The organism is Streptomyces sp. NPDC001787 (assembly GCF_040297465.1).
GTDB lineage: Bacteria > Actinomycetota > Actinomycetes > Streptomycetales > Streptomycetaceae > Streptomyces.
Genome location: NZ_JBEOZE010000034.1, coordinates 1 through 14,239 on the forward strand (window position 1 = coordinate 1; position 14,239 = coordinate 14,239).

General features: G+C 72.9%; 12 protein-coding genes. 9 read left to right on the forward strand and 3 right to left on the reverse strand.

Translation table 11 applies throughout. From position 1 onward, the window contains the following. Positions 1 to 115: 115 nt before the first annotated feature. Positions 116 to 904, reverse strand: a complete 789-nt coding sequence (locus ABT170_RS33120) for an IclR family transcriptional regulator (RefSeq protein WP_329941818.1) — start codon at positions 902 to 904, stop codon at positions 116 to 118. A 265-nt stretch (positions 905 to 1,169) separates the two neighbouring features. Between ABT170_RS33120 and ABT170_RS33125 the strand changes: the two genes are divergently transcribed. Beyond that, entirely contained in the window at positions 1,170 to 2,393 is a 1,224-nt protein-coding gene (locus tag ABT170_RS33125; protein WP_351873593.1) for an MFS transporter, read from the forward strand. Between the two features lie 126 nt (positions 2,394 to 2,519). Here ABT170_RS33125 and ABT170_RS33130 read toward each other — a convergent pair whose 3' ends face one another. After that, on the reverse strand, positions 2,520 to 4,082 hold the full coding sequence (locus ABT170_RS33130) for an aldehyde dehydrogenase (NADP(+)) (RefSeq protein ID WP_502970601.1): 1,563 nt from the start codon (positions 4,080 to 4,082) through the stop codon (positions 2,520 to 2,522). Between the two features lie 149 nt (positions 4,083 to 4,231). Between ABT170_RS33130 and ABT170_RS33135 the strand changes: the two genes are divergently transcribed. From ABT170_RS33135 to ABT170_RS33165, 7 genes are all read left to right on the forward strand, one after another. Next, on the forward strand, positions 4,232 to 5,392 hold the full coding sequence (locus ABT170_RS33135; RefSeq protein WP_351873599.1) for an NAD(P)/FAD-dependent oxidoreductase: 1,161 nt from the start codon (positions 4,232 to 4,234) through the stop codon (positions 5,390 to 5,392). Next, a complete protein-coding gene (locus tag ABT170_RS33140; protein WP_329941822.1) occupies positions 5,389 to 5,643 on the forward strand; it encodes a (2Fe-2S)-binding protein in 255 nt (84 codons plus the stop codon). Before ABT170_RS33135 ends, ABT170_RS33140 begins: the two co-directional genes overlap by 4 nt. Further along, entirely contained in the window at positions 5,636 to 7,072 is a 1,437-nt protein-coding gene (locus ABT170_RS33145; protein ID WP_351873602.1) for an FAD-dependent oxidoreductase, read from the forward strand. The genes ABT170_RS33140 and ABT170_RS33145 overlap by 8 nt, the downstream gene beginning before the upstream one ends. 9 nt (positions 7,073 to 7,081) lie before the next feature. Then, entirely contained in the window at positions 7,082 to 7,978 is an 897-nt protein-coding gene (locus ABT170_RS33150; protein ID WP_329941824.1) for a dihydrodipicolinate synthase family protein, read from the forward strand. Position 7,979: 1 nt separating this feature from the next. Continuing rightward, complete coding sequence (locus ABT170_RS33155) at positions 7,980 to 8,981, forward strand: proline racemase family protein (RefSeq protein WP_329941825.1); 1,002 nt, start codon at positions 7,980 to 7,982, stop codon at positions 8,979 to 8,981. Positions 8,982 to 9,194: 213 nt separating this feature from the next. Further along, the gene (locus ABT170_RS33160) at positions 9,195 to 10,235 is read left to right on the forward strand and encodes a proline racemase family protein (RefSeq protein ID WP_351873743.1); all 1,041 of its coding nucleotides are present in this window, start codon (positions 9,195 to 9,197) and stop codon (positions 10,233 to 10,235) included. Next, positions 10,232 to 11,179 (forward strand): ornithine cyclodeaminase family protein, encoded by a 948-nt coding sequence (locus ABT170_RS33165; protein WP_351873607.1) that lies wholly within the window; start codon positions 10,232 to 10,234, stop codon positions 11,177 to 11,179. Before ABT170_RS33160 ends, ABT170_RS33165 begins: the two co-directional genes overlap by 4 nt. A 111-nt stretch (positions 11,180 to 11,290) precedes the next feature. Here the strand turns inward: ABT170_RS33165 and ABT170_RS33170 are convergent, their stop codons facing one another. Then, positions 11,291 to 12,001, reverse strand: a complete 711-nt coding sequence (locus ABT170_RS33170; RefSeq protein WP_329941827.1) for a GntR family transcriptional regulator — start codon at positions 11,999 to 12,001, stop codon at positions 11,291 to 11,293. Between the two features lie 478 nt (positions 12,002 to 12,479). On the opposite strand from ABT170_RS33170, the gene ABT170_RS33175 reads away from it, so the two are divergent. After that, the gene (locus ABT170_RS33175; protein ID WP_329941828.1) at positions 12,480 to 14,225 is read left to right on the forward strand and encodes an ABC transporter substrate-binding protein; all 1,746 of its coding nucleotides are present in this window, start codon (positions 12,480 to 12,482) and stop codon (positions 14,223 to 14,225) included. Positions 14,226 to 14,239 lie beyond the last annotated feature (14 nt).

The following is a 14,239-nucleotide window of genomic DNA, read 5'->3' on the forward strand; positions in this document are numbered from 1 at the left end:
ACCGCCCCCCCCCCCCCACCAATAACCACCCCCCCCGCCCCACCTACCAGCCCGCGCGCGGGCCGCGCGCCCCAACTGGACACCCCCCCCCCCCCCCACCCCTCCGCCGTGTGCGTCAGAGCGCGCCGAGCGCCTGACTGATGGCGTCGGCGGCCTCGATGACCTCTCGTACGAGGGCGAGGCGCTGCCCCTCCGTGTCGGAGCGGTCCCCGAGCAGCGAGGTGGGGCCCCACAGGGAGATGGCGGCGACGACGTCCCCCGAAGCGTCCCGGACGGGCGCGGCCAGGGACGCGCGGCCCAGGGCACGCTCCTCGGCCTCGACGGCGTAACCGGTGCGCCGGACGGTGTCGATCTCCGTGTCGAGGAGGTCGTGACTGGTGGTCGTGTACTCGGTGTGCGCGTCGAGCGGTTCGGTCAGCAGCTTGCGACGCTCTTTGGGAGCGAGTCCGGCGAGAAGGCACTTGCCGATGCTCGTGGCGTGCAGCGGGGCGGTATGCCCTGCCTGCGTATAGGACTTGGGGGCGCGCGTTCCCTCGAAATTGCACAGGAACATCAGCTCGGTGCCGCGGCGGACGGCCACGTTGGCCCCGAGCCCGGTGCGGGTGGCGAGGTCCTGGAGCACCATGCGGGCGGCCCGGTGCACCGGGTGGCGGTTGGTGGCGGTGGCGGCGAGGGTCAGGAGACCGAGGCTGAGCCGGTAGAGGTTGCTGACCGGATCGCGTTCGACCATGTCGAGGCGCTCCAGGGTGGACAGCAGGCGAGAGGTGGTCGACGAGCCCAGTCCGGTGAGCTCGGCGACGTCGGAGACGCGCAGTTCGGCCCGGCCGGAGTCCAGTGCGCGCAGCACCGAGACCGCTCGTTCGACGCTCTGGTTCGTCCCGACATCGGTCGCCCGCGTAGCCATGACCCTCCTCATTTTGCAAATCGCTTGCACAATCTGCATCAGCATATCGCGCATGATCGAGGCCTGTACCTGATATCAGCGACAGTGGGGCGGCGCGCGGCGACGGCCGCCCGGACTCGCCGGCCCGCCGGGCGATCGTCGCCTGTGGCGCCGGGTGGACCTGCGTGATCCGCCGGGCCGTCCTCACGGGGCCGGATGGCTGGTCGCCGCCGCCGGGACCGGCCGATGCGGCGGATTGCGGCAAGGTGGCTCGTACCGTGCTCGCATGACCGTACGTCACCGCAGGAGCCGCCGCCCCGGGTACCTCGTGGCGGCGGCGGTGTTCGCCGTGGGCATGGCGGGCACCACCCTGCCCACGCCGCTGTACGGGCTCTACCGCGCCCAGATCGGGTTCTCCGAGCTGATCGTGACGGTGGTGTTCGCCGTGTACGCGGTCGGCGTCGTCGCCTCCCTCCTGCTCGCGGGCGACTGCTCCGACCAGGTGGGCCGTCGTCCTGTTGTCCTGTGCGCACTGGGTTTCGCCGCCGCCGCCGATCTGTGCTTCCTGTTCGAGGGCGGTCTGCCCCTGCTCTTCGCGGCCCGACTGCTGTCGGGGCTCTCGGCCGGACTGCTCACCGGCGCGGCGACCGCCGCCGTCATGGAACTCGCCCCGCCGGACCGCGCGGCGCGGGCCGGATTCGCGGCCACCGCGGCGAACATGGGCGGCCTGGGCTGCGGCACGCTGCTGGCCGGCCTGCTCGCGCAGTACGCTCCGGCTCCGTTGCGGCTGCCCTTCGCGGTGCATCTGGCCCTGGTGGCCGCGGCCTGTGTGCCGGCCTGGCTGCTGCCCGAGACCGTGGCGCGCCCCAGGCGGCTGCCGCACGGACGGCCCCAGGGGATGAGCGTGGCGCCTCAGGCGCGGGGAGTGTTCCCCTCGGCGGCGATCGCCGCTTTCGCGGGCTTCGCGCTGCTCGGCCTGTTCACCGCGATCGCACCGAGTTTTGTGGCCGAGGTGCTGAGGATCGACGATCTGGCGCTGTCCGGGGCGGTGGCCTTCTCCGCCTTTCTCGCCTCCACCCTGGGGCAGTTGCTGACGGGGCGGCTGGGTGTGCGCCGGGCGCTGCCCGCCGGATGTCTGACTCTCGTGGCCGGACTGCTGCTCGTGGGCGCGTCCGTCGTGGTGGAGTCGCTGCCACTGCTGCTGGCCGGTGCGCTCGTCGGCGGTTTCGGTCAGGGGCTGGCCTTCCGGGCCGGCCTGACGGCGGTCGGTGATGCCACTCCGCGCGAGCACCGCGGCGGTACCCTCTCGGCGTACTTCGTCGTCGCCTACATCGGAATCGCCGTGCCCGTGGTGGGTGTGGGAGCGCTGACGCTCGGGCTGGGGCTGCGGACCGCAAGCCTGATCTTCACTGCCGTGGTGACGGCCCTCGCCCTGGGCGTCGGCCTGTATCTGCTCCGCCGGCCCCGGCCGGGGCCGGCGGGCAGGCCGACGGACGCCCCCGCCGGCTGAGCCGCGCCCGCGACGAACGGCCCGCCGCGGCCGTGGCCGGCCGGAGGAGGACGACGGTGCGGCCGAGGCGGTCCGGACGCCTGAGCCGCAGCCGGCGGATCCGTCGTGCGCGGGTGGTCCGAAGGCCTACCGGGGCGGGTGGGGGAGTTGGGCGCCAGGTGTGAGGCGGTCGGCCGGCAGGGGGGTGTCGTCGCGGAGTTCGGGGGGCAGGAGGGGGCCGGGGAAGGACTGGTAGCAGACCGGGCGCAGCCAGCGCTCGATGGCGAGGGTGCCGACGCTCGTCGTTCCGGGGGAACTCGTCGCGGGCCACGGTCCCCCGTGCACCATCGCGTGGCCGACCTCGACCCCGGTGGGCCAGCCGCCCCACAGGATGCGTCCCGCCCGTTCCTCCAGCACGGGAAGCAGTCGCAGGGCCGTGGCCCGATCGGCGTCGGTTCCCTGCACGGTGGCCGTCAGCTGACCCTCCAGATTCTCCAGAAGAGAGAGAAGTTCCTCCGTCCCGGACCAGCGCACGACGAGCCCCGCGGCGCCGAAGACCTCACCGGTGAGTTCCTCGTGCGCGGCGTACGTGGCGGCGTCGCAGGCGAGGACCGCGGGGGCGGGGGCGTACGGGCCGTCCCCGGCCGTGCCCCGGGCCACCTCCCGCACGCCCTCGACGGCCGCCCACCGCTGTACGCCCTCGGTGTAGGCCCGGGAGATCCCCGGATTGAGCATGACCTGGCCCTTTGTGCTCGCCACGGCCTGAGCCACCGCGGAGAGGAAGCCGTCGCCCGCCGGCCCGGCCGGCAGCAGCAGCAGGCCGGGGTTCGTGCAGAACTGCCCCGCGCCGCTGGTCAGCGAAGCCACGTATCCGTCGGCCGCGGGTCCCGGCTCGGCGAGGGCCCCGTCGAGCATGATCACGGGATTGACCGCGGACATCTCGGCGTGGACGGGTACGGGCACCGGGCGGGACTGCGCGGCGGCGACCAGCGCCAGCCCACCGGCCCGGGAGCCGGTGAAGCCCACTGCGGCGATCCGTGGATCACCGACCAGGGCGAGCCCGGCCTCGTTGCCCCGGCCCACCAGCAGCGAGAACACCCCGGCCGGCATGCCTGTTCGTGCGGCGGCCGTCGTGACGGCGCGGGCCACCGCCTCGCTGGTGCCGGGGTGGGAGGGGTGTGCCTTGACCACCACGGGGCAGCCGGCGGCCAGCGCGGACACGGTGTCTCCGCCCGCGACCGAGAACGCCAGCGGGAAGTTGCTCGCGCCGAACACCGCTACCGGACCCACGGGAATCCGGCGCATCCGTACATCCGTCCGGGAGGCCCCGGAGTCGATCCGCACACCGAGCGCGGTTCCGCTTCTGACCAGATCGGCGAACAGGCGCAGTTGACCGCAGGTCCGCCCCCGTTCACCGGCCAGCCGGACCGGGGGGAGCCCGGTCTCGTGGGCCGCACGGTCCACAAGGGCGTCGCCGAGTGCTTCGATCTCCTCGGCGCAGGCATCGAGGAAGGCCGCCCGGCGCTCGGCGGGCAGGGCGCGGAAGGCGCGGGCGTCAGCCTCGGCGAGCCGGGCGGCCTCGGCGATCTGCTCCGCCGACGCGTCCCGGAGCGGAGGGCCGATCGGCTCGCCGGTCGCGGCGGTGACCGCCCGCCAGGCGTCCCCCGTACCGGGGGCTTCACAGCCGGCCAGGATCGAGTGTCCGGTCAGGTTCACAACGATTCATCTCCCTGTGTGCACGGTGGACGACGTGCCGTCAGCGGCTTCGGGTGAAGATCACCCGGCCGGCGGCGTTGTCTTCGGATCAGTCCGATGTATAGCCTAGCTGTGGCATGTGACATTGCACTGAGGGGGTGGCCATGAAAGTTGTTGTCGTGGGTGCGGGCATTGTGGGCGCCGCGTGCGCGTTCCACGCCGCCGCGGCGGGCCTCGACGTCACGGTTCTCGACCGGGGGCCCGTCGGCGCCGGCACGACCAGCCGGGGAGAGGGCAACGTACTCCTCTCCGACAAGGAGCCGGGACCCGAACTGGAACTGGCGCGGCTCAGCCGCGATCTGTGGGACGAGGCGGGCGAGGAACTCGGTCCGGACACTCTCGAACTGGAGGCCAAGGGCGGCGTGGTCGTCGCGAGCACACCCGAAGCCCTCACCGCCCTGCGGGCGTTCGCCGCGAGCCAGGCCGCAGCCGGCGTCCGCACCGAACCCGTCGAACGCGTCCGCGATCTCGAACCGCGGATCGCGCCCGGACTTCCCGGCGGCGTCCACTACCCGCAGGACGCCCAGGTACAGCCCGTCCTCGCGGCAGCCGGACTGCTGCGCGCCGCGATCCGGCGCGGCGCGCGGACGCACACCGGCGAAGCCGTCGCCGCGATCACCGGACCGGGCGGCCGGATCGCGGGAGTCCGCACCACCGACGGCACCGTGCTGCCCGCCGACGCCGTGGTGAACGCCGCGGGGACCTGGGGCGGCGAAGTCGGCCGACGGCTCGGCGCCCCCGTCGAGATCCTGCCGCGCCGAGGCTTCGTCCTCGTCACCGAGCCGCTGCCGCCGATGATCCGGCACAAGGTCTACTCCGCCGACTACGTCGCCAACGTCGCCTCCGGCGACGCGGGGCTGGAGACCTCGTGCGTCGTCGAGGGCACCCGGGCGGGCACCATTCTGATCGGCGCCAGCCGCGAACGCGTCGGCTTCGACACGACCATGAACCCCGCCGTGGTCGCCGCGCTCGCCGCCCAGGCGTGCCGCCTGTTCCCGTTCCTGCGCGGCGTCCACCTGATCCGCGCCTACCGGGGCTTCCGGCCGTACTGCCCGGACCATCTGCCGGTCATCGGCCCCGACTCCCGTGTGCCGGGCGTCATCCACGCGTGCGGCCACGAGGGTGCCGGTGTCGGCCTCGCTCCGGGAACCGGCGCTCTGGTCACCGCACATCTGCTCGGCCGCCCCTGGAGGGGCGCCGATCCGGCCGCCCACACCGGCCTCCTGCCCGACCGATTCCTCACCACCGGAGGTGTGCCGAAATGAGCGAGTTCACCGTGGACGGCGAACCGCTGCCGTTCGTGCCGGGACAGACCCTGGCCGCCGCGCTCGTCGCCTCGGGCCGGGTCGCCTGGAGGGTCACCAGGCTCGGACAGCGGCCCCGCGGAGTCTTCTGCGGGATCGGTGTCTGTTTCGACTGTCTGGTGACCATCGACGGACAGGGCGGGCAACGGGCCTGCCTCGTACAGGCCCGCACGGGCATGGCCATCACGACCGGGGAGGGTGACGATGACTGAATCCGTCGACCTTGTGGTGGTGGGCGCGGGCCCGGCCGGCATGGCGGCTGCCGCCACCGCCCTGAGCGGTGGACTGCGCGTCGCTCTCGTCGACTCGGGAGCGGCCCTGGGCGGCCAGTTCTGGCGCCACCCCCCTCGACAGGCGCGTGAGGCCATCCCGACCGCGGATCTGCACCACGGACTGCGCGAGTACCGGGCGCTGAGCGCGACACTGTCCGCCCACGCGCGCACCGGCCGGCTCACACTGCTGCTGAACCACCACGCGTGGAGCGCGGTCCGTGAGGGCGATGGGTTCACCGTCCACGCCGTGGACCGGAGCCGGGCGCCCGAGGAGACCGCCGTATCGCTGCACGCCCCGGCACTGCTGGTGGCGACCGGCGCCTACGATCGCCAACTTCCCTTCCCGGGCTGGGATCTGCCCGGTGTGCTCACCATCGGGGGTCTCCAAGCGCTGCTCAAGGGCGGGGGAGTCGCCGCCGGCCGCCGGGTGGTGCTCGGCGGTACGGGACCGTTCCTGCTGCCGGTGGCCGCGGCCCTCGCCGCGCGCGGGGCCGAGGTCGCCGCGGTGTGCGAGGCGGCCTCGCCCTCGGCCTGGCTGCGACACCCCGTACCGCTGTTGCGCAACCCCGCCAAGTGGGCCGAGGCCGCACAGTACGCGGGCACACTCGCCCGGCACCGCGTCCCTGTCCGTACCCGCACCGCGATCGTCGGCGCCGAAGGCGACGGAAGGGTCGCCATGGTGCGCGTCGCCTCCCTGGACGCCGACGGCACCCCGCTCCCGGGTACCGAGCGCCGGATCGAGGCCGACACCGTGGGAGTCGGCTGGGGCTTCGCACCCCAGCTCGACCTCCTCGTCCCCCTCGGCTGCTCCCTCGCCGACGCGGGCGACGGCACCATGGCCGCCGCCGTCGACGACGGACAGCGCACCGGCGTGCCCGGCCTCTACGCGGCGGGCGAGACCTGCGGCGTCGGCGGTGCCGCGCTCGCGGTGAACGAGGGCGCGATCGCCGCGGTGTCGGTGCTCACCGACCTGCGGGCGCCCGGCCTGCCGAACGTCCGGCGCCTGGCCGCGAAGCGTGCCGCGGTGGCCAGACACCGGGACTTCGCCCGCGCGATGGCGCAGGCGCACCCCCTGCCACCTGCCTGGTCCGCGTGGCTGACCGACGACACGCTGGTCTGCCGGTGCGAGGAGGTCACCGCAGGGGCGGTGAGAGCCGCCCACGCCGACGGATCGGCGTCCGACCACCGGCAGGTCAAACAGCTGACCAGGGCCGGCATGGGGTGGTGCCAGGGCCGGATGTGCGGGCCCGCCGTGCACTGCCTCGTGGCCCGTGATCAGCCGTACGCATCCGCGGAACGGCTGATCGCGACCCCCATCACCCTCGGTGGGCTCGCCGGTATCGACGAGTCCACCACCGATCACACCTGAGGAGTTCACATGAACCAGAACCGCATGCCCTGGCACGGCGTCATCGTCGCGACGAGCCTTCCGTTCGACCGTGACCTCGCCGTCGACCACGGTGCCTTCGGGGACAACGTCGCCTGGCTCGCCGAACAGGGCCTCCACGGCGTCGCGCCCAACGGCTCGCTGGGCGAGTACCAGACCCTGACCTACGAGGAACGCGACCGCGTCGTGGAGACCGCCGTCGCGAACGCCCCCGAGGGCTTCACCGTCATGCCGGGTGTGGGAGCCTACGGCGCGGTCGAGGCGAAGCGGCACGCGCAGTTCGCCAAGGACGCCGGCTGCCACGCCGTCATGTGCCTGCCGCCCAACGCCTACAGAGCAGATGACCGCGCCGTCCTGGAGCACTACCGGATGGTGGCCTCCGCCGGACTCCCCGTCACCGCCTACAACAACCCCATCGACACCAAGGTCGACCTGCGCCCGGAGCTGCTGGCCAAGCTGCACGCCGAGGGTTACATCGTGGGCGTGAAGGAGTTCTCCGGCGACGTCCGGCGCTGCTACGCCATCAGTGAGCTGGCCCCCGGGCTCGATCTCCTGGTCGGCACCGACGACACCCTCGTGGAAGTCGGTCTCGCCGGCGCCAAGGGCTGGGTCGCGGGCTACCCCCAGATCTTCCCGCGCGCCTGCCTCGACCTCTACAACGCCTCGCTGGCAGGCGATCTCGACACCGCGCTCCCGCTCTACCGCCGGCTTCACTCCGTGCTGCGCTGGGACAGCAACACCGAGTTCGTACAGGCCATCAAGCTCGGCCAGGACATGATCGGCCGGACCGGCGGCGCCTGCCGTCCGCCCCGGCAGGCGCTGGCCCCCGAGACCGAGGCCTTCGTGCGCGCCGCCACCCAGGCCCTCATCGACGCCGGAGTGAACTGAGATGCGTTCGGTCGCCTGTTACCACGCCGTCGACTCGCACACCGAGGGGATGCCGACCCGGGTCATCACCGGCGGGGTCGGCGTCCTGCCGGGCGCGACGATGGCCGAGCGGCGGCAGCTGTTCGTCGAGCGACGCGACCGGCTGCGCACCCTGCTCATGTGCGAGCCGCGCGGACACGCGTCCATGTCCGGAGCGATACTCCAGCCCCCGACCCGGCCGGACGCCGACTTCGGCGTTCTGTACATCGAGGTCTCCGGGTGCTTGCCCATGTGCGGGCACGGCACCATCGGCGTGGCGACGGTTCTCGTGGAGACGGGCATGGTCGAGGCGGTCGAGCCGGAGACCCTCATCCGCCTCGACACCCCCGCCGGGCTGGTCACGGCTCGGGTCGCCGTGCGGGACGGCCGCGCCGAGTCGGTCACCCTGGAGAACGTCGCGTCCTACAGCCACGCGCTGGACCAGGTGGTCGAGGTCGAGGGCTTCGGCCCGGTCCGCTACGACATCGCCTACGGCGGCAACTTCTGCGCCTTCGTGCGCACCGAGGACCTCGGCATCCCCTTCGCCCGGGTGGAGAAGCAGCGGCTGCTCGACGCGGGCGTGGCCGTCATGGAGGCGATCAACGCGCAGAACCCGGTGGCCCATCCGGAGGATCCCGCGATAGACGTCTGTCATCACGTCTATCTGGAGGCGCCCGGCTCGACCGCCGGGCACTCGCGGCACGCCATGGCGGTCCACCCCGGGTGGTTCGACCGCTCGCCGTGCGGGACGGGAACCAGCGCCCGGATGGCGCAACTGCACGCGCGGGGGCTGCTGACGACCGGACGGGACATCGTCAACGAGTCCTTCATCGGTTCCCGCTTCACCGGCCGGATCCTGGGAGAGACCACGGTCGGCGGCCGGCCCGCCGTACTGCCCTCCGTCACCGGCCGCGCCTGGATCACGGGCACCGCGCAGTACCTGCTCGATCCCGCGGACCCCTTCCCGGCCGGGTTCACCATGTGAACCGGCCGAGGGGCGTACGCGGCGGGCCGGACACCGTGCGGCGTCCGGCCCGCCGCGCCGCTCTGCCCGGACGCCGCACGGCCGACCGGGCCACAAACACGCGGACAGCGACACATCAAGGAGCGTGATCGAGTGACAAGGGAGAGTCCGACGGTGGCTGACACACCGCAAGGGAACAGGAGGGCGGAACCGGCGGCGGGGCCGCGCGGGCCGCTGCGCACCGAACCGATCGAGACGGTGGACTGGCACACCGGGGGCGAACCGTTCCGGATCGTGCCGCAGGCCCCGCCCGTCGTGACCCGGGCCGGGCTCACCGTCGCCGAGCGGCGCACGGCCGCCATGGCCAGCGACGAGGTCCAGTGGACGCGGGCCCTGCTGTGCGGCGAACCACGCGGCCACGCCGACATGTACGGGGCCTTCCTGGTGCCGCCGGACGACGACGGCGCCCACCTCGGCGCCCTCTTCTGGCACAAGGACGGATTCTCCACGGCCTGCGGCCACGGCACGATCGCCCTCGGAGCGTGGGCGGTCGCCTCGGGCCTGGTCCCGGCGTCCGCCGACGGAACGACGGACGTCGTGATCGACGTACCCTCCGGCCGCGTCACGGCGAGCGTGCGCACGGTCGGCGGCCGGGTCGCGGACGTGACGTTCATCAACGTCCCCGGCTACGTCCACGCGCGCGGCGTCGAGGTGGCGACCTCGCGCGGGACCGTCGCCGTGGACATCGCCTTCGGCGGCGCCATGTACGCGGTGCTTCCGGCCGAGCGGTTCGGGCTGCTGGTCCGGCCGGAGGACATTCCCCGGCTCATCGCGGCGGGCCGCGAGATCCGCGACGCGCTGAACGCGGCCGGCGCGGCCGAACACCCGGAGGACCCCCGGCTGTCCGGGGTCTACGGGACGGTGTTCACCGAGGAGGCCGGCCCGCCGGCCCACCGGTCCGACGGCACCCGGCGGTTGCACCACCGCAATGTCACCGTGTTCGCGGACGGTGAGGTCGACCGCTCCCCGTGCGGCTCGGGGACCGCGGCCCGGGTCGCGCTGCTCGCCGACGCCGGACAACTGCACCCCGGCGACGAACTGCTGCACGAGTCGGTGGTGGGGTCGGTCTTCCACGCCAGGATCGCGCGCCTGACCACCGCCCACGGCCTCCCCGCGGTCGTCCCGGCCGTGACGGGCACGGCGTACGCCACCGGGACCTGCCGTTTCACCGTCGACCCCGACGACACCCTCCTGCCGGGGTTCGTGCTGCGATGACGACGATGCTCGACGAGAAGGACGTGTTCGCGCTCGGTCCGGCCGGCGCGGTCGCCGCGGTCCGGGAAGCGCTGGCCGGGGGGCTCGACCCGGAGGGCGGCGTGCCGCGGGCGATCATTCCGCTGGCACATGGTCAGGGACTGCTCATGCCCTCGGAATCCGGCGGCTGGTTCGGTGTGAAGATCGCGACCGTCGCGCCGGGCAACGCCGCGCGCGGGCTGCGGCGCATCAACGCCACGTATCTGCTGCACGACAGCGAGACCCTGACCCCGGTGGCGATCCTGGACGGGGTGGCGCTGACGACCCTGCGGACCCCGGCCGTCTCGGTCGCGGCCTGCCTGGACCGGCTGCGCGCGCTCGCGGACGACTGCGGGGGCCTGCGTCTGGTGGTCTTCGGCGCGGGCCCGCAGGGCGAGGGACACGTCGCCACCGTCCGGGCCCACGTCCCGGTGGCCGATGTCACGGTCGTCACCCGGCGCGGGGGACCCGTGCCCGGCTGGGCGGACCGGCATACGACGGCGGACGGCGCGGAAACGGCCGGCCCGGTGTCCCGCGCGGATGTCGTCGTCACCGCGACCTCCGCCCGCGAACCGGTGGTCGACGGACGTCTGGTGCGCGACGGCGCGGTGGTACTCGCGGTCGGCTCGCACGAACCGGACGTACGGGAGCTCGACGGCGCGCTGATGGGCCGTGCGACAGTCGTCGTGGAGAGCCGGGAGACCGCCCTCCGCGAGGCGGGCGATGTGGTGATGGCGATGCGCGAGGGCTCGCTCACCCCGGACTCGCTGGTGACCATGGCGGACCTGATCTCCTCGCGGGCCGTCGCCCCGGCCGGCCGGCCGCTGGTCGTGAAGACGTGCGGAATGGCCTGGCAGGACCTGGTGGTCGCCGTCGCGGCCTACCGGTGGAAGGGGGGAACGCCGGAGGAACGGACCTGCACCTGACCCGACCGTCGGGTCCGTGGGCGCCTGATCCGGTCGGACCACCGGCCGTACCGGACGGGCCCCGGCGTCAGCGGGTTCCGCGTCGGCGGACTTTGCGTCCGGGCCCCGGTGTCAGTGGATTCCGCGTCCGGGGGCCGGGGACACGTGCTCGGCTTCCCGCTTCCGCGCCGACCACAGGGTCCGCACATGTGCGAGATGGCTGCGCATATGCTCCTCGGCACCCGCCGCATCGCCGGCGATCATGATGTCCAGAAGCGCGGTGTGCTCCTGCGCCGAACCCGCCAGCGAACCTTCCTGGGACAGATCGGCGAGCCCGTAGAGCCGGGAGCGCTTGCGCAGTTCGGCCACCGTCTCCACCAGACGGGCGTTGCCCGCGAGGGCGAGCAGATCGAGATGGAAGCGGCGGTCCGACTCCAGGTAGGCGATCAGGTCGCCCCGGTCGGCGGCGGCCACGATCTCCTCGGCCACCGGGCGCAGCGCCTCCAACTGCTCGCGTGAGGCGGACCGGGCCACGCGGCCGATGGTGGGGATCTCGATGAGCGCGCGGATCTCGGTGTACTCGTCCAGGTCGCGGTCGGAGAGTTCGGTGACCCGGAACCCCTTGTTGCGCACCGCCTCGACCAGGCCCTCGCGGGCCAGATCCAGCATCGCCTCGCGCACGGGCGTGGCGGAGACGCCGTACTCGGCGGCCAGCGTGGGCGCCGAGTAGATCACGCCGGGCTGGAGATCTCCCGAGATCAGCGCGGCGCGCAGGGCGTTGGCCACCCGGTCGCGCAGGTGCTCCTGCACCGAGAGGAGTTTGCGGGACGTCAGCCCACTCATGCATTCCCTTTCAGCGGTTTGTCCCCGCACTATACAATGTCACGTTGCGCAGAACCCCCTCATCGTCCGCCGCGGGACGGCGCGGGGCGCCTCCGGCAGTCGGTCCGCCGTCCGGGAGTGGACCACCCAGCCCCCGATCCCGCCGGCCGTGCGGGCGGCGCGACGGCGAGGGATTCCGCGCCGTCGGCGGTATCAGGACACCGGCGTGCGCGCCGGGTCGCGGCGCTCCCGGAGGCCGGGGCTCCGGGACACGGTTCGGTAACAGGGTGACCTACTCCTTGGCTGTGCAATGTCACATTACTATTTTACAGGTCACACACCACGCGCCCCAGCAGTTGCCCCGGGCCTGACGGTCCGCAGCGCCTGCCCCGGGCCGTCCGGCCACCCCGGATCACGAGATCCCTCCGGACCATCCCTTCCATCCGGCCTGTTCCGCGTCTGCCGTGTCTTCCCCGTACCTGTACCGAGGAGTGCCCCCATGTCCCGTCGCACCCGTGCGCTGTCCGCATCCCTGAGCGCCACGCTCTCCCTGGCCCTGCTGGGCGCCTGCACCGCTCAGGGAGGTGACGACCGCGGCTCGGAGAAGGGACAGCCCGGCGTGGCCACCGGCACCGTCATCGGTGGCACTCCGAAGCGGGGCGGCACCCTGACGGTGCTGTCCAACCAGGACTTCGCCCACCTGGATCCGGCCCGCAACTGGGTCCTGCCGGCCATGGACTTCGGCACCAGGCTGCTCTACCGCACCCTGACCACCTTCCGGGCCGCTCCCGGCGAGAAGGGCGGCGAAATCGTCCCGGACCTCGCGACCGACCTCGGCACGCCCTCCGACGGCGGCCGTACCTGGACCTTCACCCTCAAGCCCGGCCTCGTCTACGAGGACGGCACGCCCATACGGGCGCGGGACATCAAGTACAACGTGGAACGCTCCTTCGCCCCGGATCTCGCCGGCGGCCCCGACTACGCCCAGCGCTACCTGGCGGGTGCCGAGGGATACGACGGGCCGCTGGGCGGCAAGCACCTCGACTCGATCAGCACCCCCGACGACCGCACCATCGTCTTCTCGCTGCGCAGACCGGTCGCCGAGTTCTCCTCCACGGTCACGCTCTCCACCTTCTCGCCCGTGCCCGAGTCCCGGGAGAAGGGTGTCCAGTACGACCTGCGGCCCTTCTCCTCCGGGCCGTACCGCATCGAGAGCTATGCGCGCGGCAAGAAGATGGTGCTGGTCCGCAATCCCCACTGGGACGCGGCGACCGACTCGGTGCGCAAGGCCTACCCCGACCGGATCGTCGTGATCCAGGGCCTCAAGGGCGGCCAGATCGACGACCGGATCATCGCGGGCGCGGGCGCCGACGCCTCCGCGGTCGAGTGGTCCGACCTGCAGCCCGCCAGCGTCGCCAAGGTCCTTCCGCGGCCCGAGGTCAAGCAGCGGCTGTCCGCCGAGCGCACCGGCTGCACCGACATGCTCGCGCTGAACACCTCCCGGCCGCCCTTCGACAACCTGAAGCTGCGTCAGGCGATGCAGTACGCCGTCGACAAGGAGGCGCAGGTCACCGCCAACGGCGGACCTGCCCTCAACGACATCGCCACCGGCTATCTGCCGCCGTCCCTCATGGGCGGCAAGGCCGCCGACCCGGTCCACGGCCGGTCCGCCACCGGCGACGTGAAGCGGGCCGAGAAGCTCCTCGCCGAGGGGGGCAAGCCCGACGGCTTCGACACGACGATCACCGTGTCCACGGGCGACAAGAACCGCGCCGAGGCCCTCCAGCAGAGCCTGTCCCGGGTCGGCGTGCGGCTTCGGATCGAGACCGCCGACCCCTCGGTCTACTACGACACCATCGGCGACACCGCCAACGCCCCGGACATGGCGATCAGCGGATGGTGCCCCGACTACCCGTCCGCCGCCACCTTCCTGCCGTTCGTCTTCGACGGCCGCACCATCAAGCCCAAGGGCAACCAGGGCAACGTCTCCCAGTTCCGCGACAAAGCCGTCGAGAAGCGCATGGACGAGATCGCCGCGATGCCCGACGCGGCTGCCGCCGACAAGGCCTGGGCCGAGCTGGACACGGTGATCCAGCGCAAGTCCCCGGCCGTCCCCCTGCTCTGGGAGCGCAAGCCGCTGCTCGTCGGCGAGAACATCGCCGGAGCCTTCGGACACCCCTCCTGGACCGGCCAGTTCGACTTCGCGGTCATCGGCCTGAAGGACCCCTCCCGGAGCCAGGGCTGAAAGGGCGAGGACAC